This window comes from Corynebacterium tuberculostearicum (assembly GCF_046097255.1).
Classification (GTDB): domain Bacteria; phylum Actinomycetota; class Actinomycetes; order Mycobacteriales; family Mycobacteriaceae; genus Corynebacterium; species Corynebacterium tuberculostearicum_J.
Genome location: NZ_CP175770.1, coordinates 1,201,127 through 1,224,473 on the forward strand (window position 1 = coordinate 1,201,127; position 23,347 = coordinate 1,224,473).

Sequence of the window (23,347 nt, forward strand, 5' to 3'; positions counted from 1 at the left end):
TAGCTATGACTATCCTTTCCATCCAGTCCCACGTCACCTACGGCCACGTTGGCAACTCCGCGGCCGTCTTTCCCCTGCAGCGCGCCGGCCATGAGGTATGGCCGGTCCACACGGTGAATTTCTCTAACCACACCGGCTACGGCGACTGGGGCGGACCGATGATTCCAGCCAGCGACGTTACCTCCATCATCGATGGCATTGAAAAGCGCGGCGCCTTCCCGCAGATCGACGCCATCCTTTCGGGCTACCAGGGCGGCGCCGACATTGCCGACGCCATCGTGGAAACCGTCCGCCGCATCAAGGCTGCCAACCCCAAGGCCCTCTACGCCTGCGACCCTGTAATGGGCAATGCCAAGTCCGGCTGCTTCGTCTCCGATGAGATCCCGCCGCTTTTGCGCGACCGCGTCGTGCCCGTCGCCGATATCATCACCCCCAACCAGTTTGAGCTGGGCTACCTCACCGATTCCGAGGTCGGCACACTTGATCAGACCCTCGCCGCAGTAAAGAAGGCGCAGGAAATCGGCCCAAAGACCGTGCTGGTGACCTCCGTTAAGCGCCCCGAGACTGCCGACGACCAGATTGAGATGCTTGCCGTCGACGGCGACCGCGCCTTCCTCGTATCCACGCCGCTGCTGCCGTTCAAGCGCAACGGCTCCGGCGACGTAACCGCCGCCCTGTTTACCGGCCACTACACCGAGACCAGCGACGTCAAGGAGTCCCTGCGCCGCACCGCCTCTTCCGTGTATGACCTGCTAGAAAACACCTACGAGGCTGAGACCTCCGAGCTCCAGCTCATCCAGTCCCAGGACGTCTTTGCGCACCCGCGCATGCAATTCAGCGCCGAGGAGCTCTAAACCCTGCGCGGCCCGCGTTCTCGCGCGTGGGATCCCGTTAAATTGGGCCTCCTAAAGTTAGGTCCATTCTGATCGGGCCGATCTGAGGAAAATTACCCCTCAGATTGGCCTTTTCGCCCTCAATTCAGCCTGATCTCTTTCGACTTTTCTTTTCCGCCCCCTTAAGAACCCGTACCTACGCCCACCCAAGGTCTATCGAGTGTCGGCCGAGCTGAGTAGCCTTCCCCTCAGCTCGGCTCTCTTATTTCATCAAAGGCGGCTTACGATGAGTCTCTTATACGAGACTACTTCTCCGGGCTAATAGTGTGACGTACCACTAGTGCGTCGGTAATATGGCTCCCGTCACATCATCTACTTTGCGATAGGAGTCCACTATGTCCAGCACCGGCAGCATTAGCGCATCCCCCGACGGCCTGTTGATGGCCCTCATTCAGTATCCCGTTCCGGTGGTCAATACCCCGGAAGACGTCCAGGCTAGTGTGGACGAAATCTGCCGCATGGTGGGTTCCACCAAGGCCGGCTACCCAGACCTCGACCTTATTGTTTTCCCGGAATATTCTTCCTCCGGTCTCAACACCAAGATTTGGTCCTATGATGAATTCCTCATCGGCCTCGATGACCCAAAGGTGGACCAGTTCAAGCAGGCCTGCAAAGACAATGATGTCTGGGGCGTCTTTTCCATCATGGAGCCAAACCATGAGGAAGGAAAGCCGCCCTTTAATACCGCCATCATCATCAACTCCGATGGCGAAATCGCACTGCACTACCGCAAGCTGCAGCCATGGACTCCCATCGAGCCTTGGTACCCAGGCGATCTGGGCATGCCGGTTTGCGACGGCCCGAAGGGTTCCAAGCTTGCCGTAAACATTTGCCACGATGGCATGTTCCCTGAGCTCGCACGCGAGGCTGCATACAAGGGCGCCAACGTTTATATCCGCATCTCTGGCTACTCCACACAGACCCAGGATCAGTGGATCATGACCAATAAGACGAATGCCCTCCAGAACCTGATGTACACCGCATCCGTAAACTTGGCTGGCTACGACAACACCTTCTACTACTTCGGTGAAGGTAACGTCTGCAATTACGACGGCCACATGATTTCTGAGGGCCACCGCAATCCCGGCGAGATCGTCACCGCCGAAATCTTCCCAGAGTTGGCTGACAAGGCCCGTATCAATTGGGGCCTAGAAAACAACATCTTCAACCTGGGCAACCGCGGATACGTGGGCTACCCCGGCGGCAAGACCGACAACTATCTCACCTGGGTCGAGGACTTGGCTAAGGGCAAGTATAAGCTGCCGTGGGCTGACGACGTCCGCATCAAGGATGGCTGGAAGTACTACCCGGACGGCCCGCAGCTTGGACCGCTGCCGGATGAGTTTAAGTAAGCTTCACTAGTTTAGCGGCAAGCCCTGCACCCGTTTCGACGGGCGCAGGGCTTTGGCGTTGTCCAGCGTGCGGTCTTTCCCGCTAATACTCGTAGCCTTCTACCGCACCAGTATCGGCATCGGCTGGCGTATCTAACACTGCGTCGGACTCTGGCGTGTATCCAGCATCTACGTCGCCATAGTCATTCAACGAATCTGAATCTGAAGGCGGAAGGCCTCCATTGCACAGCTCGGCCCATTCTTCGGGGTACTTATATCGTCCGTCTAGACTGCCGCACACTCCTTCTGCGCGTGCAGATCGGCGATGAGCGGGAGTATCGCATAGCTCTGTGGGCCTTTGCGTGCCGTCGGAAAATGTACCGATGATGGTCAAATTTCCCGGATCGCAATACAGCAGCTCCGGCTCGGCAGCCGCGGTTTGAGGCTGGGTCTCCGGCTCAGGAGCGGCGCTTTTTGCAGGTTCTTCCGCCATGCTCTCTTCGCTGCTGATGGTAGCGGCAGAAGAGGCCGTACTTGAAGAACTGGTGGCGGATGAAGAAGAGGTAGCCGAAGAACTAGTACTCGTCTCGGCGGGTGACTCGGAATTAGGCGAGGAGCATGCGGAAAGGATGAGAGTAAGGGCAGCGCCCAAAAGTAGGGCAGGGGATTTGCGGGGCATGAGGAGCCTTTCGGAGAGTTAGCGCGGTATGCGCTGGGGAGAAGAGGTTTCTCCATAGATTAGTCCTTTGCTGTGTCACCGGTGCGAATTGGATATGAACTAATCGGAGATCTTGACTCCGTGGGCTATTATTGCGGGTAATGAGTTCTGATTTTGATGCACAGTTTGATGCGGCATTCGAGGGCCTGCCAGAAGACCCCGATGATGCCGTGCCGGAAGGCGCCGAAAATACGGCAGCCCCGCTTGATTATTCGCAATACACCGACACCCCGGAGGGCTTCCGCTCTGGTTTCGTCTCCTTTGTGGGGCGTCCGAATACCGGCAAGTCCACGCTGACTAATGCCCTGGTGGGGCAGAAGATTGCGATCACCGCGGACCAGCCGGAGACCACCCGCCACACCATTCGCGGCTTGGTTCACCGCGATGATGCCCAGGTCATCGTCGTGGATACGCCGGGCCTGCACCGCCCGCGGACCCTTCTGGGCGAGCGCCTCAACGAGGTAGTCAAAGACACCTATGCCGATGTGGATGTAATCGGCCTGACCATCCCGGCTGATGAAAAGATTGGCCCGGGTGACCGTTGGATCCTGGAAAACGTGCGCAGCATCGCGCCAAAGACCCCGATCATCGGTATCGTCACCAAGCTGGATAAGGCCAGCAAAGATCAGGTTGGCGCGCAGCTGCTGGCCCTGCACGAGCTACTCACCCAGGATGACCCGAATGCGGTAGTCATCCCGGTTTCCTCCAAGGAGGGTGTGCAACTGGATGAGCTGGTGCAGGTCATCGTGGATCACCTGCCGGAAGGCCCGAAGTTCTACCCGGATGACCACATCACCGATGAGGGCCAGGAAAAGCGCATCGAGGAACTCATTCGTGAAGCCGCCCTGTCTGGCTTGAAGGCGGAGCTGCCGCACTCGGTGGCGGTGCAGGTTGATGAGATGCTGCCGTCGCGCACCCGTGAGGGCGTGCTGGATATCCACGCCATTTTGTACCTGGAGCGCCCAGGCCAGAAGCGCATTATTGAGGGCAAGGATGGCCTGCGCTTCCGTCGCATTGTGGGCAATGCCCGCAAGGAGATTATCGAGCTGCTCGGCCACAATGTGTACCTGGATCTGCGCATCAAGGTGCTGAAGAATTGGCAGTCTGACCCGAAGTCGCTGGGTAGGCTCGGGTTCTAAACCACTATGCGCGAGAACTATCGTGACCGCGCAGTGGTCATCCGCAGCTATGACTTTGGTGAGGCTGATCGCGTTATAGTCCTGCTTACCCGCGATCATGGCCTCGTGCGCGCGGTGGCCAAAGGCGTGCGCCGCGCCAAGTCGCGCTTTGGTTCGCGCCTGCAGCTCTTCGTCAACCTCGATGTCCAGCTGTATGTGGGCAAGAATCTGGCTACCATTTCCCAGGCGGATACGGTCGACTATTTTGGCGCGCGCCTCATTGAGGACTATGAGCGCTACACGGCCGCGTGCGCGGTGCTGGAATCGGCCGAGCGCCTTGCGTTTGCCGACGCCGCCCAAGACCCCTACCTCTACGACTCCGTCACCGCGACCTTGGAGCAGCTGCAAACCGCGGACCCGACCATGGCGCTGGATGCCTTCTTACTGCAGGCCATGGCGCATGCAGGTTGGGTGCCGAGCCTGTTTAACTGCGCCCAGTGCAACCGGCCGGGCCCGCACCACGCCTTTCACCCGGCGGTAGGCGGCGCGGCGTGCCACGAATGCCGTCCGCCAGGCGCGGCCGAGGTAGACCCGGAAACCCTGCATCACCTGTGGCTTTTGGCGCATAATCACCCGACGAATCCGACGAATGCGCAGAAACAGGAGGGGCATCGCCTAGCGCGGGCGCACCTGCAGTGGCACATGGAGCGCAATGTTTCCGCATTGCAGGTTATGGAGCAGTAGAATATAGCCCGTGATTACGCCAGACCCGAACCGCACTTTGACCCCGCCGAATATCCCGGACGAGTTCATGCCGCGCCACATTGCGTTGGTCATGGACGGCAACGGCCGCTGGGCCCAGGAAAAAGGCATGAAGCGCACCGAGGGGCATAGGCGCGGAGAAGCCGTGCTTCTCGACGTCGTCGATGCTTGCCTCGCCGCCGGCGTTCCCTACCTTTCGGCCTATGCCTTCTCCACGGAGAATTGGCGCCGCAGCCCGGAGGAGGTCCGCTTCCTCATGGGCTTTAACCGCGACGTGCTGCGCCGTCAGCGCGAGTGGCTCAATGAGCGCGGCGTGCGGGTGGTGTGGGCGGGCCGCCGCCCGCGCCTGTGGCGCTCGGTTATTAAAGAGCTCGAGGCTGCCCAGGAGCTGACCAAGGACAATACCAAGATGACCTTGGCCATGTGCGTGAATTACGGCGGTAGGGCAGAGCTGGTAGATGGCTTTAGGGACATCGCCAAGCAGGTGGCCGCGGGCGAGCTCAACCCGCGCGATATCAAGGAAGAAACCATCGCGCAGCATCTTTATGACCCGAGCATGCCGGACGTGGATCTCTTCCTGCGCCCGTCCGGTGAGAAGCGCACCTCAAACTTCCTGCTCTGGCAGTCCGCCTACGCGGAGATGATTTACCAAGACAAACTCTTCCCGGACTTCACTCCGGAGGACCTCTTCGCCGCCATCGAGGAGTATGCGCGGCGCGACCGCCGCTTCGGTGGCGTGAAGAAGTAGCGCAAAAAGAAAACCTCAGCCGCCGGAAACTGGAGGCTGAGGTGAGGGGGAGTGGCTGCGCGCGAGGGCGTGCGGCCGTTTAGGCGGAGGCGGCGCAGTCGCTGCAGATGCCAAAGACCTCGGCATCGTGGCCGGTGAGCTCGAAGCCATACTCCTTCGCTACGGAGGTGGCCCACTTTTCAATCGGGCCGCCGTCGATCTCCTCGGTGCGGCCACACTTGGTGCATACCAAGTGGTGGTGATGGGCGTCGGTCTCGCAGTGGCGGTAGAGGGTTTCGCCATTGGGCATGTGGAGCGCGTCCACTGCATCGATATCAGTCAGGGACTGCAGGGTGCGGTACACGGTGGTCAGGCCCACCTTTTCCTCGCGCTCTTGGAGCTCGTGGTAGATCTCCTTGGCGGAGGCGAATTTCTCCATTTCCCGCAGTACCTCAACCACTGCGGTGCGCTGCTTGGTATTGCGCGCGCCTAGTTTGGGAATACTGTCGTGTAAAGCCATGACCGCAATATTATCAGTGCTTTTTCAATAACTGCACAGTCAGGCGGCTTTTTATGCAGGAGGGGAGGGGCTAGGAGGCGATCTTGGCGGCGTCGGCAAGCAGGTCCAAAACCCGCGGCGCAATGAGCGAGTAGGTTACCTCGCGGCCGCTGCGCTCGGAGTCCACGATGCCTGCCTGCTTGAGCACGCGCAGGTGCTGGCTGATAAGGGGCTGGGACTTGCCGGTGGCCTTGACCAGCTCATGGACAAAGTGATCGCGCTCGGCCAAGCGGGAGATGATTGCGATGCGTAGGGGCGAATCAAGGGCAGCGATAACGCCGGCAGCCGCAGAAGTATTTGGGGCCTTGTAAGTGGTCGTCATAGGGAATGTCACCTTCAATTAAATACCTATTACCTGTCGGTTACCCTTATATTACCCGATACTTGCAATACGTTGTATTTATTTCAGATTAAATTCATGCCCCAATCCCACCGCCGGGAAGCGCTTCGGGTTAGACTGAACGAGATTGTCAAGACTGTCCCCTACCAGAGGAGTCCGAAAACTTATGGCATCCGTCATCGATACCGTTGTAAACCTGTGTAAGCGCCGCGGCTTGGTCTACCAGGCAGGTGAAATTTACGGCGGTTCCCGCTCCGCGTGGGACTACGGCCCTCTTGGTGTAGAGCTCAAGGAAAACATCAAGCGCCAGTGGTGGCGCCACATGGTGCAGTCCCGCGCAGACGTCGTGGGCGTAGATACCTCCGTCATCCAGCCGCGTCAGGTCTGGGTATCCTCCGGTCACGTCGAGGTCTTTTCTGACCCGCTGGTGGAATCCCGCCACACCGGCAAGCGCTACCGTGCCGACGACCTTATTGAGGCCTACGAGGAAAAGCACGGCCACGAGCCAGAAAACGGCCTGGCAGATATCAATGACCCAGAAACCGGCCAGCCGGGTGACTGGACCGAACCGAAGGCCTTCTCCGGTCTGCTCAAGACCTTCCTGGGCCCGGTGGACGATGAGCAAGGCCTGCACTACCTGCGTCCGGAAACCGCACAGGGCATCTTCGTTAACTTCAAGAACGTGATGACCTCCTCGCGCATGAAGCCGCCGTTTGGCATCGCGAACATCGGCAAGTCCTTCCGCAACGAGATCACCCCAGGCAACTTCATCTTCCGTACCCGCGAGTTCGAGCAGATGGAAATGGAGTTCTTCGTTAAGCCGGGCGAGGACGAAGAGTGGCAGCAGTACTGGATTGATGACCGCTACAACTGGTACGTGGACCTGGGCATCAAGGAAGAAAACCTGCGCCTGTACGAGCACCCGAAGGAAAAGCTCTCCCACTACTCCAAGCGCACCGTGGACGTGGAGTACGCCTTTGGCTTCAAGGGCTCCAAGTGGGGCGAGCTGGAAGGCGTGGCCAACCGCACGGACTATGACCTGTCCGTCCACGCCAAGGGCTCGGGCGAGGACCTGTCCTACTATGACCAGGCCAACGAGGAGCGCTGGATCCCGTACGTTATCGAGCCGGCCGCCGGCCTGGGCCGTTCCATGATGGCCTTCCTGGTGGATGCCTACGACGAGGAAGAGGCTCCCAACGCCAAGGGTGGTACCGATAAGCGCGTGGTCCTGCGCCTGGACCGCCGCCTGGCACCGATCAAGGTGGCTGTCCTGCCGCTGTCCAAGAAGGAAGAGCTTTCCGAGCCGGCGCGCAAGCTGGCCGATAAGCTGCGCGCACACTGGAACGTGGACTTTGACGTCTCCGGCGCCATCGGCCGCCGCTACCGCCGCCAGGATGAGATCGGCACCCCGTTCTGCGTCACCTTCGACTTCGACACCCTCGAGGACGATGCCGTGACCGTGCGCGAGCGCGACACCATGGAGCAGGAGCGCGTGAAGCTCGATGACCTCGAGGCTTACCTCGCTGCCCGCCTGATTGGGTGCTAGTAATGCATTACACCAGCTGGGATCGCTCCGACCGCGCAAAGCCCGTGCTCTTGGCCGAGGAAGGCCCGGAGCAACTAGGCGTATTCTCGGAGCATTCCGCGGAGGTGGACGGTCACTTCTGGCGCACCGAGGTCAGTGACCTTGGCGCTTCTGCCACGCTTGCCGACGGCTCCATTTACCGCCTTGCCGGCCGCCCCGGCCGCGACAAGCGCCTGGAGGCATCGCTTAACGGCCGTACCTTCACCTTCATCAACGAAAACAGCGGCGACTGGATCATCGATGATGTCGATGATGAAAAGGTAGGGCAGTTCACCGCCCGCAATTCCGGCGTGCGCAAGTCCATCCTCGAATTCGAGCACGATGCCGAGGGCCTGACCAGCGCGGAAATCGCCGGCCTGAGCTGGTTTACCCGCGTCATCCTGGATGCCAATACCCAGGGCAAAGCCTGGGCGTGGATCATCACCTTGGTCCTGGCGTCCATCGTCGCCCTCGTCGCGCTATTCGTCCTCTAATGCCTATCCAGTGGACCTGGCGCGCGGGCGCTCTCACCAACGCCGAGGGGCACGAGCTTGCCTCCGTGCGCGACGGTGTGCTTGCCACCACGGCCGGCGAGCGCCTCACCTTAGAATCCTCGTTGGATTCTTCCTCCCCGCGGTTCTTCCTGCGCGCGCAGACCGCCGCGGGCGAGGATTTCTCGGTCACCCAGGCTGGGATTACCGTCACCCGCCTGCGCGCAACCTGCGCTGACCGCGAGTACCTTCTCGAGCGCCGCAACCCCTTCCGCCGCGAGCGCCGCATCGTGGCCCGCGGCACGGGCGCCGAGGTTGCCAGCACCGCGCCGGCCGGCGATGGCCTGCGCGTGAGCGTGGGCGATCTGCCGGAGCTCGACGCCATCTTCTTGAGCTACGCCTGCGCGCTTCTCGACGCCACCCCGCGCACCCTGCGCACCTAGCCCTGCGCCGGGGAGAGCTGGGAGCCGGGCCACCCGCGCGCGAGCCTAGGGCAGGGCTGCCGGGCCGTGGGGCGGACTGGCCGGGCTAGACGGAATGGGCGGGCTAGAAGGAGCCGCCGCGGAAGCCGCCTCCGCCACCGCCGAAGTCTCCGCCACCAAAGCTGCCCCCACCAAAGCCGCCGCCTCCGAAACCACCGCCGAAGCCGCGGCCGCCGCTGAGCATCTGGCCGAGGACCATACCGGTTACGACATTGCCGGCGGCGTTGCCCATCTGCTGGCGCTGCTGACGGCGGCGGTGTTCGTCGATGTCCTCCTTGGCGCGCTGCAGCGCCGCCTGGGCGGCGGCCACCGCCTCGCGGGAGGACTGCAGGGCGGCGCGGATATCGCTGCGCTCGGTGTGGAGGGCTTGGGCGTGGAGACGTTTGGCGTCGGCAAGCGCGGTGCGCGCACCCGAGCCGATGATGCGCCCGCGGGAGGAAATGAGGTCTTCTGCGGCCTGGATATTGGATTCCGCTACGGAAATCTGCTGGCGGAAGAGGTCTAGCTGGCGCGCGTGCGTGGAGGTCTTCTCGCGCACGCGGTCGAGTGCTTCATCCAGCTCGGTATCGATGGAGGTCAGCGCGGTGTGCTGGCCCAGCGGATCCTGTTGGCCGTGGGCCTTGGCCTCGTTGACGGCGGTGCCGGCGCGGCCGAGCAGATCCTCGAGCTTGTCCCAATCCGCGGTGGTTCCCTGTGCCTTGCCTTGGCGCTCGAGCTCGCGGGCCTCGTTGATCTCGCCCTCGACCTCGGCGATAAGCGCCTCGAGGTTGCCGCGGGCGGTGGCGATATTCTCCTCGGCGTTTTCCACGCCGGAAATGAGGCGATCCGTCATCTCGCAGGCGTGCTCGATATCGCGAATAAGTCCCACCAGCGGGCCCTGCTGGCCGGCCGGCTGGGCCTGGACCCCACGGGCCTTGTCGAGCAGTTTTCGGCCTCATCGAGGGACGCGGCGGCAAGCTCGGGGTTATCGGCAATGGAGGAGAGCACGTGCTCGTCATAGTTGGACTTCAGGCCGGCCAGCGTGGACTCGGCCTCCGGCAGGCGGGCGCGCAGGCCCACGGTGCGCTGGGTGAGCTCATCCAGCTTTTCATCGGAGTGGATGAGCAGATCGCGCATCTTGGCAAACTCCTCGGCCTGCGCGTCCAGGGCATCATCGGCCTGGCCGCAGGAGGAGACGATTTCTACCAGCATCTGGCGGCGCTCGGCCGGGGATTCCGGCACGGCATCATCCAGGCGCTGGCGCAGGTGGAAGGCCTTTTGCAGGGTAGAAGTGGAGTGGTTCATCGCCTTGGTAAAGGGGCGCACGCGCTCGGGACCGAACTCAGAGAGCGCGATATTGAGCTCTTCCTTGCCGCGGCGGATGGACTCATCGGTAGAGACCAACTCCTCCTGGGCCAGCTGGTCCAAGGTCTCCAGCGGCAGGCGGTCCAACTGATCGGTATCGCCCGGGGCAATCTCGCGGGCGGACTCCAGCGTCTGCGCATTATTTTTCTTGGTGTTGCGGCGCGAGTAGTACATGATTCCGCCACCGGCGGCGACGATGGCGGCCGCGCCACCGCCCAGCCACGCCAGGCCGGAGGAATCGGAGGCGGAGTTGCCCAGGGCGGCGTCGGCAAGCGCGACGGCCGAAGCACCGTATTCATCGCTGGCCAGCTTGTCATAGGCGGCGTCATACATCTGGTCCAGCCGGCCCTTAGGCCATGCATCGCCGGCCTGCACGCCCATCTTGCGGTCATTGATGGATAGCACATAGACCGCGGAGTTCGGCCCCTTGTCCTTGACCGCCTGGCCAGCAAAGCTCTCCGGATCCGTGCCCAGCTCATCGGTGATATAGACAAAGAGCGTCAAGTGCTCGTCCTTTTGCAGCTGGCCAATCTTCTCCCTGAGCTCGGCCTTCTCTTGGGTGCTTAATACACCCGCATCATCGGTAACCTTTTCCGTTAGGGCTGCCGTATCGGTGCCCTGCGCCACCGTGGTGGTCTCGGCGGCGAAGGCAGACCCCGCACCGAGGGAGGTGCAGCCCAAAATGAAAGCGGCAATGGCCGCGCGGCCCAAACGTGCACTCAAATTCATGCCCACCACTTTACCGGCTTAGCTTAGCCCTCCGGCAGGTAATGTAGTGGGGCAGTGAAGTACGCAATTGTTTTAGGAACCGCCCAATACGATGGCCGCCCCTCCCGCATCCTGGCCGGCCGCCTGCGCCACGCCGGTGAGCTCGCCACAGCTGAGGGACTGGAGGTTATTACCGTGGGCGGCAAGCTGCCCGGGGATAGGTTCACGGAGGCCGGCGTCGGCCGCACCTACCTGCGCGAGCACTTCCCGCACCTGACCGTGCACGCGGTGGAGGAGGGCATGGATACCCGCAGCTCCCTCAGCGCAGTCAAGGAAGCCTTCGCGCTTTCCGACGCCACCATCATCACCGATCCCCTCCACCGCCTGCGCACCGCACTCATCGCCCGCCAAGAGGGCATCACGGCCACCGTCTCCGGCACGCCGTACTACCCGGCCGCGCGCTTTTCTAAGCCCTGGTGGCGCTACCTTGCCCACGAAACGGGTGGCGTAGCCTATGCGTTGGTGGCCGGCCTTTTGCCGCCGCGCGGCGCTGCGGCGCTGCGCAATGGTTTCTACCGCGTGGAGCAAGTGCTGCGGCCCAATCAGAAGCTGCGGCATCAGACGATTCAGCAGGAAGACGACCGCGCTTAAGCCACGTTGCTCACCCAAAAGGCCTGTTCGCGGAATAAACTTGGCGCCGTGACCTATTCTTATTCCGCCGCCGACTTTGCCCGCCTGGCCGATGAAAAGCCGAAGGGCTCAGCCTTCCACCCCGTGGAGGAGCACCGCGGGCTCTTCGCCCGCGACCGAGCCCGCGTGCTGCACTCGGCCGCGCTGCGCCGGCTAGCGGATAAAACACAGGTCGTCGGCCCGCGCGACGGCGATACCCCGCGCACCCGGCTGACCCACTCGCTGGAGGTGGGCCAAATCGCGCGCAGCATCGGCTCCGGGCTCGGCCTCGATCCCGATCTCTGCGATATGGCCGGCCTGACTCATGACATCGGCCACCCGCCCTATGGCCACAATGGCGAGAATGCGCTCAATGAAGTTGCCCTTAACGGCTTCGAGGGCAACGCCCAAACCCTGCGTATCCTCACCCGCTTGGAGCCGAAGGTCATCGTGGACGATGCCCGCGGCGAACCCCAAAGCTTTGGCCTCAACCTCACCCGCGCGGCCCTCGACGGCGCCTGCAAATATCCGTGGACCAAGACCAACCCGGATGGCACCACCAACCGCAAGTACGGCGCCTATGACGAGGATGCGCACCTTTTGGACTGGCTGCGCGAGGGTCATACCGATAACCGTAAGTGCATCGAGGCCCAGGTCATGGACTGGTCCGATGACATCGCCTACTCCGTGCACGACGTGGAAGATGGCATCATCTCCCGGCGTATCTCATTGAGCGTGCTCTGGGACTTGGTGGAGCTGGCCCAACTGGCAGAAAAGGGCGCCAAAGCCTTCGGCGGCACCGCCGACGAGCTCCTAGAAGCAGCCGATAGCCTGCGCAACTTAAGTGTCATCAACGCTATCGGTGACTTTGACTATTCCTTGCGCGACTACGCCAACCTGAAAAAGATGACCTCGGAGCTTGTTGGCCGCTACGTGGGCGCAACCGTTGGCGCCACCAGCGAGGCCAATGCCGATCTCATCGCCTCCAATAGCCTTGGCCGCATGCACGGCGACCTCGTTGTGCCCAAGCAAGCCGAAGCCGAGGTCAAGCTGGCTTAAAACCATCGCCGTCCTCTATGTCATGGACGTGCCCGCCCACTTAGCCCGCCAAGACCGCCAGCGCGAGCGCATCTACCGTGTCTACGATTACCTCGTCGCCGGCGCCCCCGGCTCCCTCGATGCCACCTTCCGGCTGTGGTGGGAGCAAGCCGATACCGATGCCGCCCGCGACCGCGCCATCATCGACCAGATAGCCTCCATGACCGAGTCCCGCCTGGAGCGACTGGCTCGGCGGAGTGCGGAGTTGTCCGGGTTCCTCAGCTAAACCTGGCCCACCCAGCATCGCTAGAGTTAGGTCGAAACTCATCGGGCCGAACTGAGCGCGAAAAGGCCGAATTGAGAGCTCACAACCCTCAATTCGGCCTGATATCTATGGACCTAACGCCCCATCCCCAGTCCAGGGACCCGAGTCGCTAGCGCACCAACGCGACACCTTGGTCCTCGAGCACGCTAGTTATTGCTGCCAGGCCTTCGCCTTCGATATCCATATTGGAGGCAATGATGACGCTGGTGCGCTGCTCGCGCAGGAAGTCCGCGAGGTCATCGAGGTTGCGGGGGCCGCAGTCCTCGCAGCCGCGAGTGCGGCCTAGCGCGTTGAAGAAGTCCGCTCGGGTGCGGATGTGTTCAGTAATGAGGATGCGTTGCATTATTACTCCTCCGCGTCTGGGATAGAACAGAAGCTTTCATAGTGGTCATCGGTGTAGTACCACACGTCCGGGTCGGTCTCGCTGCCGCCGCCGGTGATAATGCGGCGGGCGCCGCGGTTCTTGCTGCCCGGGGTTTCTACCGTGTATTCGCGGTAGTAATTCTTGTCCTGCTGCGGCAGGCGTCCCTCGTAGTTGCCAAAGCGGGCATTGTCATTATCCGGGTAGTCGTAGGGTCCACCAGCCAAGATATCGTCCGCGGTGTCCTTGGCCTCGGCGGGGAGGGAAGACATCTGGCAAGTATCGGCGTCGCTAGCCTTAGCGCCACCTGCGGACTCAGACGGCGAAGAAGCAGAGGAATCATCATTGCCGCCGAGGTCGAAGCCGAAGTAGCCTGCAACGACGGCAAGCGCAAGGCCGCCGAGGGCTACTGGGAGCGATTTCTTAGACGCTTGGGACTTGGACATACCTTTATTCTTGCAGGTGCAGCGGTGAATACCGAAATCGGCCTAAGCTGCCAACAAGGCCAAAAATTCCCCCGTCACGGGGGTAGGTAAAGGCAGGCGGAATACACCCCATCAGAGGGTAATTTCCGCCCAAACCGTGAACCCACAGGCACCACACCATCCTGGCCCTGCCATTTGAACATTCCCGCCGCGCGCGGGGTAGTCTGTACGCATGGCAAAAGGCAGAATTCCGGACAGCGACATTCAAGCTATCCGTGAACGCGCGCCTTTAGAAGAGATCGTGGGCGAGTACGTTCAGCTCAAGCCCGCCGGACATGATTCGCTCAAGGGGCTGAGCCCCTTCAAGGATGAAAAGACCCCGTCCTTCCACGTGCGCCCGCAGCGCGGTTACTATCACTGCTTTTCCACCGGCAAGGGCGGCGATGTCTTTAGTTTCCTGATGGAAATGGAGCAGGTTTCCTTTCCAGAGGCAGTGGAAGCGGTAGCGCAAAAAATCGGCTACCACATTAACTACCAGGGCGGTTCCACGGGCGCGCGCAATGAGAAGCCTGGTACCCGCCAGCGCCTCATCGCTGCGAATAAGGCCGCGCACGAGTTCTACCGTCAGCAATTGGAGACACCGCAGGCAGCTACCGCGCGCGATTTTCTGTTAGATCGCGGCTTTTCCCGCGAGGTCATCTATGACTTTGAGTGCGGCTATGCGCCGGAGGGCTGGGATACCGCCACCAAGCACCTGTTGCGCTTGGGCTTTTCCTTCGAGGAGCTGGAGGCGGCCGGCATTTCCAAGATGGGCAAGCGCGGCCCCATTGACCGCTTTCACCGCCGCCTGTTGTGGCCCATCAAGGACCTTTCCGGCAACGTGATTGGTTTTGGCGCCCGCAAGCTTTTCGACGACGACAAGCTCGGCAAATACATGAACACCCCGGACACTATGCTCTATCACAAGTCCAAGGTGCTCTTCGGTCTCGATCTGGCCAAGCGCAATATTGCCGATAACCACCAGGCCGTGGTGGTAGAGGGCTATACGGACGTCATGGCCATGTACGCCGCCGGCGTGAAGACCGCAGTGGCATCGTGCGGTACCGCCTTTGGTGGCGAGCACCTCCAGGTGCTGCGCCGGCTGATGCTGGATGATTCCTACTTCAACGGCGAGCTCATCTATACCTTTGACGGCGATGAGGCGGGGCAGAAGGCCGCCATGCGCGCCTTCGATGGCGAGCAGAAATTCACCGGGCAGTCCTTTGTCGCCGTGGCCCCGGATGGCATGGACCCGTGCGATCTGCACCTACAAAAGGGCGATGCCGCCGTGCGCGAGCTCATCGCGGACCGCATCCCCATGTTCGAGTTCGTCATTCAATCCGTCATCGCGGAGTACCGCATCGATACCGCGGAGGGCCGCCTGCAGGCCCTGCGCCGCGCAGTCCCCGTGGTGGCGCAGATCCGCGATCAGCCCCTGCAGCGCGAGTATGCCCGCCGCCTTGCCGGTTGGGTGGGGTGGGCCAATCCGGAGGAGGTCCTCCAACAGGTCCGCGCGGAGGCGCGCAAGCCCAAGAAGGCCGAAAAACCGACCATCCGCCGCTTCGACAACGCGAAGCAGCAACCGGCGCAGCAGGACGTGCCGATGATCCATCCGCCGAGCCCCAAGGAAACCCACCTGTGGCCACAGCGCGAGGCCCTCAAGCTGGCCTTGCAGATGCCGCAGGTAGCAGGCTCGTACTTCGATGGCATTACTGCCGACGCCTATACTAACGACGCCTACCGCCTCGTCCGCCAGGCAATTTCCACCGCCGGCGGCGCCGCCCAGGGTGCGTCCATGCCCGCCGTGGAATGGATTGCCGCCGTTGCCGGCGAGATGCAGGATCTCACCGGCCGCAACTTTGTCTCCGAGCTTGCCGTAGAAGCAATCCTGCCTACCGACGTCGGCCCCGAAAAATACGCCGACTCCGTCCTTTCCCGCCTGCAAGAAACCGTGGTGGGCGATCAGATAGCCCAGCTCAAGGCCCGCCTCGGCCGCATGCGCCCCTCCGATGATGAGGCCAGCTATAACTCGCTCTTCGCCGACCTCGTCGCCCTCGAGCAGGCCCGCCGCGAGCTCAATGACCGCGCCTTCCGCGGCACGCCTCCCCAAGCATAAAAATCTCCCCTCGGCACGCGACCAAATCGTCGTCGCGCCGAGGGGAGGGGAGAGGCCTAAAGGCTAGTCTGCAATCGACCTAGTCCTCATCGGGCTCATAAATGCGGTCCGCATTATCCACCTGCGATCCGCGCAGCCGGCCCTTGCCCTTGCGCTTGGAGGACAAATCGCGAACCTCGCGCATGCGCGGTTCTGGGTCCAGGCGATTAGCCACCGCCTTGCGTGCCGAGGTGACGGCAGACTTGGTCACGGGGGAGTTGACGGCCTTTTCGTAGGCGCCCTTGATCTGGTGGTAGCGCTTGCGGCCAGCCTTAGTGCCAAAAACGTATCCTGCTGCGGCGCCGAAGACGAATTGGATCATTATCTAGCGTGTCCCCTTATTTCTGTGCGAGTAAAAGTTCCCCACCAGCCTACCGCGAAGCCTAGCCGCGCGCCGCCAGCCACGAGTGAGGGGTAGCGCTAGCCCCGCATTGGACTAGCACTTTTCATGGCGCGGGATACGCGCTAGTTTAAGTGTGTGGAAAATAACAAGCGTAGGGATTCGGCTGCGGCCTCGGCAGTAGCGCTGGCCGCGCTTTTTACCGCGAGCATTTCTGCGGAATCCTCCGGCCACCAACCGGAGGCCGCCGCGGCGCACCAAGGTCCCAATTGGCCTGAAGAGTGCTGAGTGGTGACCGCAAAAGTCTACCCACCAATCCACAATTGTGCATGCGAGTTTAGCGCAGCGTTTACTTCCCCGTAACTTTAGCTGGATATTATTCGTAGGAATTTGATGCTAGTTAAAGGTTTCTACGTTGAACAATCGGAATAAACTTCGACCCGCAGCCCGGGGGCTCGCCCTGTGCGCGACTACTGGGCTGACTATAGCCCTCGCACCGTCGGCCACAGCCCTTCCCGTAGCCGTGCCCCAGCTGCGTGAGCCTGTCACCCAGCAGTCCACCGGTCCGGCCCCAGTCCAGCACCCCGGTGCCCCGGTTCCGGAGCCGTTTAGCACGGACTATATCGCGGGCTTTGAATCCGATGTTTCCTCTTATCAATTTGGCAACTACTGGCAGGTAGTCCAGCTTTTTGATCACATCAAGGCCCAGCCAGAAATCCGCCAAGAAAATATGGACAAGGCCGTGGCCATCAACAACGCCGCAGCCGGCGACCCCGCTCTGATCCGGCGCGCGCAGGCCGACGCCAAGGCCAGCTCCACCAGCGTGCTCAACGCCGTCTCTGATTCCATGGGCAAAAACCTAGGCGATGCCTTCCGCGCCGCCTTGGCCGAGCACCGCCTGCCCAAGACCGAATACCTCCTAGGAAATGGCTATGCGGCCCGCGCAGGCGGACTGGCCAATTCCACGATGTCTGAGAAGTACTACTTCAACTATCAGCGCCCGTACCAGCGCGCGCCGCAAGCGATTAAGCGCTACGACGATGGCTCCAAGGATCTCTATCCCACCTCACCAGCCTTCCCTTCGGGCCATACCAATCAGGCAACGTGGATTACCACGCTGATGTCCTTCATGTTGCCTGAGGTAGGTCCGCAGCTCATGCTGCGCGGCGCGGAGGCCGGCAACCACCGCGTGGTCCTAGGAGTGCATTACCCGCTGGATGTCATCGGCGGCCGCATGACCGGCCAAGCCGCCGCGGCAGACCGCCTCAACGACAAGCGCATGCGCAATGCCCTGTGGCAAGCCTCGATGGAGGTGCGCAAAGAGATCAAGTGGCGCACTGGCAAGACGGTGGAAGAATTGGTGGCCCAGGATAGGGCAGAGGGTACCGACTACCGCTCCACCCAGGATGCGGTGGAGCAATATTCCAAGCTCATGGACTATGACTTCGCCCCGCGCTACCGAACCGACGCCCCGATGGTGGTTCCGCAGGCCGCCCCAGTGCTGCTAACAGCGTCCCACCCAGAACTGACCTGGGAGCAGCGTGCCGAGGTTCTCCGCCAGACCGCGCGCCCAGCCGGCAATCCATTGGATTGGCAGGCAGAAGGCGGCTCCTGGCAACGCCTCGACCTAGTCCGCGCCATGGCTGCCACGGTGACTATCACCCCTGAAGGCGGCGTGAGTGTCAATGGCTAGCGATTCCAACAATCTGCGCGGGGGTACAACGCTCCCGCGCATGGTTCAATAAAGAAGTATCCCCATCAACCAAAAGGAAATGAGTAATGACTAAGCCCAAGGTAATGACCATCTACGGCACCCGCCCGGAGGCCATTAAAGTCGCCCCTGTGATTAAGGCGCTAGACAATGATGAGCGCTTTGACTCCATCCCGGTTTCCACCGGTCAGCACAAGGAAATGCTGGAGCAGGTCAACACCATGTTCGGCATCACTCCGAAGCACGATCTGGGCCTGATGAAGCCGGGCCAGGGCCTCAATGAAATTGTCTCCCGCGCGATTGCGGGTCTGGATTCCATCATTGAGGAAGAACAGCCGGACGTCATTATCTCCCAGGGTGACACCTCTACCGCCATGGCCGCAGCACTCGCTGGCTTCCACCGCGGCGTAAAGATTGTGCACCTGGAGGCGGGCCTGCGTACCGGCGATATCCACTCGCCGTTCCCAGAAGAGGCTAACCGTAAGCTCATCGGCCAGGTAGCCGAGCTGCACTTGGCTCCTACCGCTGGATCGATGGAAAACCTGCGCCGCGAGAACGTGCGCTCCAAGGACATTGTGGTCACCGGCAACACTGTTATCGATGCCCTACTGGAAGCAGCATCCTGGGACACTAAGTTCGAGGACCCTGCCCTGCAGGAGGCCGCAGATTCGGACAAGCGCCTCGTCGTTGTGACCACCCACCGCCGCGAAAACCTGGAAGCTATGAAGGAAATCGGCGGCGCAGTCAAGGATTTGGCTGAGGCCTACCCAGAGATCAACTTCGCTCTGCCATTGCACCTAAATCCCAAGGTGCGCGAGGCGGTTCTCCCTGAGGTTGAGCACCTGCCGAATATCGTCATTACCGATCCACTGCCGTATGACCAGTTCACCCAGCTGCAAAACCGCGCGACCATCATCCTTACCGATTCCGGCGGAGTCCAGGAAGAGGCTCCCGCGCTGGGCAAGCCGGTTCTGGTTATGCGCCAAAACACTGAGCGCCCCGAAGCCGTTGTCGCCGGCACCGTGAAGCTGGTGGGTACCAACCGTGAGCTCATCGTGGCTGAGGCTAAGCTTTTGCTTTCCGACGACGCCGCTTTCCAAGCCATGGCCAACGCCGTTAACCCTTATGGCGATGGTAAGGGCGCGCAGCGCGCCGTCGCCGCCATCGCGGAGCTGACCGGAGTAGGCGAGCGCGTAGACGACTTCCTGCCCGAGGTTGATTCCTCCAAGGCCGCCCAGAATAAGAAATAACCTGCGCATGGGGGAGATATAGCGGATATAATAGAGGTATGAAACCGCTGGATATCCGCTGTAACCACCAAGACCGCATGAAGGCTGCCGACATCCTGGGAGATGCGCTGTCGGCCGGTCAGATTGACCTCACTGAATTTGAAAAGCGCTCGGCCGATTGTGAGGGCGCCACCACCCGCGGCGAGCTCATTGAGCCCCTTGCTGACCTTGTTGAAAGCCCGGAAACAATCCTCTTTGGTGCCCACAGTCAAGTCACCAAAGCCTACTCCGGCCACCAAGAATCCAATGCCATAGCCAAAGTTGAGCAGGCAATGAAGCAGATTCAGCCTTCGGTGGGGCAGCCGCAAACCCTAGCACTGGGCATCTTCGGTGGCTCCACGGTCAATGGCGGGGCAGTAGCCCGTACCCTGACAGCTATTGGAGCTTTCGGCGGTGTTGACATCGACCTGACCGGCGTAGCCCTTCGTAACCGTACGACCACCATCAATGCGGTAGGAATTTTCGGTGGTGCCGATGTCTACATCCCAGAAGGTTTCCGCGTCCGCGTTGGCGGCTTCGGCCTATTTGGCGGCCACGATCTCAAGGTTGAGCACGGCGCTATCCACCCGAATGACCTTCCGATAGATGCACCAGAAATCATCGTCAACTGCTTCAGCCTATTCGGTGGAGTGGATGTGCATGTGGGGCGCCGATACGGAAGTTAAATAGCCCTCGTGCTTTGCTGCTTAAATCGAGGCTGAATCTTAAAAGAAGAACCTTGTAAGGTGCTACCCGAACCGACGGTACCTATTGACTATCAGGAATAAAAACAAAATTTCCCGCTTAGAATACTAAGCGGGATTTTGCTCCTCCAACTGGGCTCGAACCAGTGACCCTTCGATTAACAGTCGAATGCTCTGCCAACTGAGCTATGGAGGAATATGCGTATGCTGTACTTCGAACTCGCTGTTCTCTGTGCAACGAGAATTAACTATATAGGCAACATTGCTGTAGTGACAAATCAGCAGGTAGAGGGCACAATTTTCTAATTGTCCTTTCGTGCTTGGTTGCTACACTCTAGAAATTTCAGAGACGACAACGTGCACATGTTCTTATAGGTCTGATGTACGATGTCAGAATAGATATTGCTCAAATTGGAGGTGCGGACAGATGAGGCTTCTTGTCCTTTCGCAGTTTTGGTATCCAGAGAATGGTGTCCCGCAGCGGCGTTGGACATGGTTGAGTAATATTTTCTCCGAAATTGGTGGTGATATCTCGGTTGTAGCGCCCCCGCCAAACTATCGGCGGAAGCTTGGATTTAGAGACTCCTTGAAGTCCTTCCTTCCAAACGCTCAAATTGAAACTGGGCCGGCAGGGGAAGTAATTTACCGTAGTCCCTTTCTTTATGCCGGAGAATCCTTGGCGGGCCGTGCGTTTTCGCAGGCTTTTATTGCTGCAGGGGCGTTAATTACGGTGGCTAGGAATTGGGGGCGAATCCGTAATGTAGATGCAGTAGTTGGCACAGTTCCTGCATTGCCGACTGCCGTTGTATCTTTCCTTGTGGCGCGAGTACTTCGAGTTCCGTACGTGATTGATCTTCGAGATGCTTGGCCGGACCTCATGAAAGAGCATCGAAATTGGAATCGAGCGTTGGAAACTCGGTCGAGGCATGAAAAAGTTCTTAATTTGGGTCCGATTCGTATCCTAAGTTGGCTAATCGAAAAGGGGCTAACCGCGCTACTTGAGCGCGCCAACGCAATCATGGTCACTTCCGAAGATCTCGGAGCACAATTACGGAACAAGCGGTCAAGTCGGCTGACCGGTAAACGTCAGCAATTGATCACAACAATTAGAAACGTTTTTCCAGCCAGCGTGCCGAAGGAAGTTAAAAGGCATTCTTTTGACGCCCATTCGCTGCGAGTACTTTATGCTGGAACGCTGGGGCGAGCGCAAAATCTGAGAAATGCGGTTGATGCGGCTGTAATTGCACAGAATCAAGGAACCCCAGTTGAACTTGTCTTCGTTGGTGGGGGTGCCGCAGTAAGAGATCTTCAGACTTATGCAGGTCTGAAGGAAGTAAACGCTAGTTTCTACCAGGTGCGTTCCGCTGCGGAGATTGTGGGATTCTACGAGTGGGCTGATACTGCCCTAGTTCATTTAACCGATTGGGAACCGCTAGATAGAGCAGTTCCCTCCAAGACCTACGAGTTAATGTCGGTAGGAATCCATATTTCTGGTGTTGTTAAAGGTGAGACTGCTCGAATTATTAAGTTTCTCGAAGCGGGTGATACCGTTTCGCCTGAAAATCCATATGAGCTTGCTGATCTTTGGACTGCTTTGTATAAAAACCCCTCTCGGCTTTCGATTACAACAAAAGGGAGCATTTGGGTGGAATCACAACGGGAAACCGTAGTTCCCGGCGAAGTTAAAAAATTGGTTGAGTGGATTGAGAACTTAAAATGAAGAAGGTCCTCAGATGGTTAAACTATAGCGCGGTGGTAATCCCCTTTGCGGTAGAAAAGTTCCTGTTGGAGCCTGGACATTTCATACATCAAGCAAAGCAGCGGTTTTTGGGGTATCAGGCTGTAAGACAAAGGAAATTTAGACCCTTCGATATTTTCGGTTCTAGCAAGTCATTTGAAGGTAAGTCCCTATATTTTCTGGTGGAAACTGGAAACTATGAAGAGTTTGAGTCTGCATATTCGAAGCTCCCCTTAGTAAAGAAGTTCCTTCACTCTCACAAGCTTTTTCTCGTGAGAACTAAGCGAAAGCAATTTGATTTCAAGATCCACAAGGGGGTAGAGCGAGTTGCCTGTGGACGAGAAATTAGCCTTTTGTACTATGTCAACAACGCGTCGCCCTATACGCAGTCTGGGTACACTGTACGAACAGCAGCGTTGGTTAACTCTCTCCGAGGAAAAGTAAAGGCCCTTTCCGTGGTGAGCAGGTTGGGGTATCCACTGGTAATAGGAAAAGTCCCAGATTCCAGCAAATGTGCGCCTTATCTAGTGCCACTCATTCCTAAAATTTGGCCATTCGGCGAGCAGAAGAAATATGACCTAGCCAAGAAAATGCTTCTTGAAATCTGTAGGAAACAGGACATAGCAGTTATTCAAACAACTTCTGATTTCAAAAATGCAGCTTTGATTTCTGATGTGGCATACGAACTGGGGGTGCCGTGGATTTACGAGATGCGTGGTGAGCCGCATAATACGTGGTTGTCCAAATTCCCAGACTCATTGGCACCAGAAGCGAAGAGATCCTTCTACTACCGCGAATCCCAGAGTCGTGAGTTGGAAGCTGCGAAAAAGGCAAGTGCGGTGATTGTACTTAGCAAATTGTCTCAAGAGAATCTCGTCCAATCAGGGGTTTCTGAGAGCAAAGTGACCATAGTTCCAAATGCCGTTGATCGGCATATGAAGCTTGATTCAAGTAGTGCCTTTGCTATACGCCGGAAACTGGGGTTCCAAAACAAAAAGATTGTTGGGACTATTAGCTCACTAGTTTCATATGAGGGCCTTGAGACATTAATCCGTGCTGTACGGTTTCTCGATGATGATATTCAAGTAGTTCTGGTGGGAGATGGAGAGGATCGCAGAAGACTCTTCACTCTTTGCAAGTCTTTAGGAGTGAGCAACCGAGTGTATTTTGCGGGGAAGCAGCCCGCAAACGAAATCCAAGGCTGGTATTCAATTTTTGACGTTTTTGTGGTTCCAAGAAAAGACTCCACTGTCACAAGAAACGTTACTCCCATTAAAATCTTAAACGCCCTGGCTTTAGGTACACCTGTCGTTTGTTCGGATTTGCCTGCTCTCAGAGAGGTTACTGGGGGATTTGCTATGTTCGTTCCGCCAGATTCCCCCTCTGATCTCGCAGTCGGAATCCGTGAGGCTATCAAAGACCCGGCGGCATTGACGGCCGAGAAGTCATGGCTTGATGAAAGAACTTGGGAAGCTAATTCTAGAAAATTGGCTATGCTATACCGAGAACTAACCACTGAATCTTAGGAATTTTAGGG

The 23,347-nt window shown here is 59.3% G+C and carries 22 protein-coding genes, 1 tRNA gene and 2 pseudogenes; 17 read left to right on the forward strand and 8 right to left on the reverse strand.

All coding sequences use genetic code 11. The features are described from left to right. Positions 1 to 5: 5 nt before the first annotated feature. Positions 6 to 854 (forward strand): pyridoxal kinase PdxY, encoded by an 849-nt coding sequence (gene pdxY, locus ACKFRY_RS05750; protein WP_005324206.1) that lies wholly within the window; start codon positions 6 to 8, stop codon positions 852 to 854. A gap of 374 nt (positions 855 to 1,228) precedes the next feature. Further along, the gene (locus ACKFRY_RS05755; protein ID WP_408923376.1) at positions 1,229 to 2,245 is read left to right on the forward strand and encodes a formamidase; all 1,017 of its coding nucleotides are present in this window, start codon (positions 1,229 to 1,231) and stop codon (positions 2,243 to 2,245) included. An 82-nt stretch (positions 2,246 to 2,327) separates the two neighbouring features. On the opposite strand, the gene ACKFRY_RS05760 is transcribed toward ACKFRY_RS05755, so the two are convergent. Further along, complete coding sequence (locus ACKFRY_RS05760; protein WP_023021002.1) at positions 2,328 to 2,903, reverse strand: hypothetical protein; 576 nt, start codon at positions 2,901 to 2,903, stop codon at positions 2,328 to 2,330. A gap of 140 nt (positions 2,904 to 3,043) precedes the next feature. Between ACKFRY_RS05760 and era the strand changes: the two genes are divergently transcribed. Genes era through ACKFRY_RS05775 form a run of 3 tightly spaced genes read left to right on the forward strand, consistent with a single transcriptional unit; the run spans position 3,044 to position 5,570 of the window. Further along, entirely contained in the window at positions 3,044 to 4,081 is a 1,038-nt protein-coding gene (era, locus tag ACKFRY_RS05765; RefSeq protein WP_284787557.1) for a GTPase Era, read from the forward strand. 6 nt (positions 4,082 to 4,087) lie between these two features. After that, complete coding sequence (gene recO, locus ACKFRY_RS05770; RefSeq protein WP_316981161.1) at positions 4,088 to 4,804, forward strand: DNA repair protein RecO; 717 nt, start codon at positions 4,088 to 4,090, stop codon at positions 4,802 to 4,804. A gap of 10 nt (positions 4,805 to 4,814) precedes the next feature. Continuing rightward, positions 4,815 to 5,570: an isoprenyl transferase gene (locus ACKFRY_RS05775; RefSeq protein WP_005326452.1), complete on the forward strand. Its 756-nt coding sequence runs from the start codon at positions 4,815 to 4,817 to the stop codon at positions 5,568 to 5,570. Between the two features lie 79 nt (positions 5,571 to 5,649). Here ACKFRY_RS05775 and ACKFRY_RS05780 read toward each other — a convergent pair whose 3' ends face one another. Together ACKFRY_RS05780 and ACKFRY_RS05785 are read right to left on the reverse strand one after the other, a co-directional pair. Next, on the reverse strand, positions 5,650 to 6,069 hold the full coding sequence (locus ACKFRY_RS05780; RefSeq protein WP_408921983.1) for a Fur family transcriptional regulator: 420 nt from the start codon (positions 6,067 to 6,069) through the stop codon (positions 5,650 to 5,652). Positions 6,070 to 6,139: 70 nt separating this feature from the next. Next, positions 6,140 to 6,430, reverse strand: coding sequence for a helix-turn-helix transcriptional regulator (locus ACKFRY_RS05785; protein WP_005324221.1), 291 nt, complete (start codon positions 6,428 to 6,430; stop codon positions 6,140 to 6,142). Positions 6,431 to 6,614: 184 nt separating this feature from the next. Here ACKFRY_RS05785 and ACKFRY_RS05790 point away from each other — a divergent pair, with 184 nt between their 5' ends. The 3 genes from ACKFRY_RS05790 to ACKFRY_RS05800 are packed head-to-tail and all read left to right on the forward strand — an operon-like array spanning position 6,615 to position 8,946. Further along, a complete protein-coding gene (locus ACKFRY_RS05790) occupies positions 6,615 to 7,994 on the forward strand; it encodes a glycine--tRNA ligase (RefSeq protein WP_408921984.1) in 1,380 nt (459 codons plus the stop codon). A gap of 2 nt (positions 7,995 to 7,996) precedes the next feature. Beyond that, on the forward strand, positions 7,997 to 8,506 hold the full coding sequence (locus ACKFRY_RS05795) for a hypothetical protein (RefSeq protein ID WP_239280691.1): 510 nt from the start codon (positions 7,997 to 7,999) through the stop codon (positions 8,504 to 8,506). Beyond that, positions 8,506 to 8,946 (forward strand): hypothetical protein, encoded by a 441-nt coding sequence (locus ACKFRY_RS05800; RefSeq protein WP_408923377.1) that lies wholly within the window; start codon positions 8,506 to 8,508, stop codon positions 8,944 to 8,946. The genes ACKFRY_RS05795 and ACKFRY_RS05800 overlap by 1 nt, the downstream gene beginning before the upstream one ends. 103 nt (positions 8,947 to 9,049) lie before the next feature. Here ACKFRY_RS05800 and ACKFRY_RS05805 read toward each other — a convergent pair. Further along, a pseudogene (locus ACKFRY_RS05805) lies at positions 9,050 to 11,058 on the reverse strand (TPM domain-containing protein). Between the two features lie 54 nt (positions 11,059 to 11,112). Here ACKFRY_RS05805 and ACKFRY_RS05810 point away from each other — a divergent pair. Next, the gene (locus ACKFRY_RS05810) at positions 11,113 to 11,688 is read left to right on the forward strand and encodes a YdcF family protein (protein ID WP_200435350.1); all 576 of its coding nucleotides are present in this window, start codon (positions 11,113 to 11,115) and stop codon (positions 11,686 to 11,688) included. Positions 11,689 to 11,736: 48 nt separating this feature from the next. After that, positions 11,737 to 13,030 (forward strand): annotated as a pseudogene (locus tag ACKFRY_RS05815) (deoxyguanosinetriphosphate triphosphohydrolase). A 148-nt stretch (positions 13,031 to 13,178) separates the two neighbouring features. Here ACKFRY_RS05815 and ACKFRY_RS05820 read toward each other — a convergent pair. Both ACKFRY_RS05820 and ACKFRY_RS05825 read right to left on the reverse strand, forming a co-directional pair. Beyond that, positions 13,179 to 13,412: a hypothetical protein gene (locus ACKFRY_RS05820; RefSeq protein WP_408923378.1), complete on the reverse strand. Its 234-nt coding sequence runs from the start codon at positions 13,410 to 13,412 to the stop codon at positions 13,179 to 13,181. A gap of 2 nt (positions 13,413 to 13,414) precedes the next feature. Further along, positions 13,415 to 13,876, reverse strand: coding sequence for a ribonuclease domain-containing protein (locus ACKFRY_RS05825; protein ID WP_408923379.1), 462 nt, complete (start codon positions 13,874 to 13,876; stop codon positions 13,415 to 13,417). A gap of 211 nt (positions 13,877 to 14,087) precedes the next feature. Between ACKFRY_RS05825 and dnaG the strand changes: the two genes are divergently transcribed. Next, positions 14,088 to 16,010 carry a DNA primase gene (dnaG, locus tag ACKFRY_RS05830; RefSeq protein WP_408923380.1) on the forward strand — a complete coding sequence of 641 codons (1,923 nt, stop codon included), beginning with the start codon at positions 14,088 to 14,090 and terminating at the stop codon, positions 16,008 to 16,010. Positions 16,011 to 16,089: 79 nt separating this feature from the next. On the opposite strand, the gene ACKFRY_RS05835 is transcribed toward dnaG, so the two are convergent. After that, positions 16,090 to 16,371, reverse strand: coding sequence for a hypothetical protein (locus ACKFRY_RS05835; RefSeq protein WP_005324241.1), 282 nt, complete (start codon positions 16,369 to 16,371; stop codon positions 16,090 to 16,092). A gap of 156 nt (positions 16,372 to 16,527) precedes the next feature. On the opposite strand from ACKFRY_RS05835, the gene ACKFRY_RS05840 reads away from it, so the two are divergent. The 4 genes from ACKFRY_RS05840 to ACKFRY_RS05855 all read left to right on the forward strand — a co-directional run bounded on the left by ACKFRY_RS05840 (position 16,528) and on the right by ACKFRY_RS05855 (position 20,054). Then, a complete protein-coding gene (locus tag ACKFRY_RS05840) occupies positions 16,528 to 16,677 on the forward strand; it encodes a hypothetical protein (RefSeq protein ID WP_284815474.1) in 150 nt (49 codons plus the stop codon). Positions 16,678 to 16,912: 235 nt separating this feature from the next. Beyond that, positions 16,913 to 18,082, forward strand: coding sequence for an acid phosphatase (locus tag ACKFRY_RS05845; protein WP_408923381.1), 1,170 nt, complete (start codon positions 16,913 to 16,915; stop codon positions 18,080 to 18,082). 86 nt (positions 18,083 to 18,168) lie between these two features. After that, entirely contained in the window at positions 18,169 to 19,350 is a 1,182-nt protein-coding gene (gene wecB, locus ACKFRY_RS05850) for a non-hydrolyzing UDP-N-acetylglucosamine 2-epimerase (RefSeq protein WP_408923382.1), read from the forward strand. Between the two features lie 38 nt (positions 19,351 to 19,388). Then, a complete protein-coding gene (locus tag ACKFRY_RS05855) occupies positions 19,389 to 20,054 on the forward strand; it encodes a DUF1707 domain-containing protein (protein ID WP_408923383.1) in 666 nt (221 codons plus the stop codon). A 141-nt stretch (positions 20,055 to 20,195) separates the two neighbouring features. On the opposite strand, the gene ACKFRY_RS05860 is transcribed toward ACKFRY_RS05855, so the two are convergent. Beyond that, a tRNA-Asn gene (locus tag ACKFRY_RS05860) sits at positions 20,196 to 20,268 on the reverse strand. A gap of 231 nt (positions 20,269 to 20,499) precedes the next feature. On the opposite strand from ACKFRY_RS05860, the gene ACKFRY_RS05865 reads away from it, so the two are divergent. Continuing rightward, complete coding sequence (locus ACKFRY_RS05865; protein WP_408923384.1) at positions 20,500 to 21,792, forward strand: glycosyltransferase family 4 protein; 1,293 nt, start codon at positions 20,500 to 20,502, stop codon at positions 21,790 to 21,792. Next, the gene (locus ACKFRY_RS05870; RefSeq protein WP_408923385.1) at positions 21,789 to 23,336 is read left to right on the forward strand and encodes a glycosyltransferase family 4 protein; all 1,548 of its coding nucleotides are present in this window, start codon (positions 21,789 to 21,791) and stop codon (positions 23,334 to 23,336) included. The genes ACKFRY_RS05865 and ACKFRY_RS05870 overlap by 4 nt, the downstream gene beginning before the upstream one ends. Positions 23,337 to 23,347 lie beyond the last annotated feature (11 nt).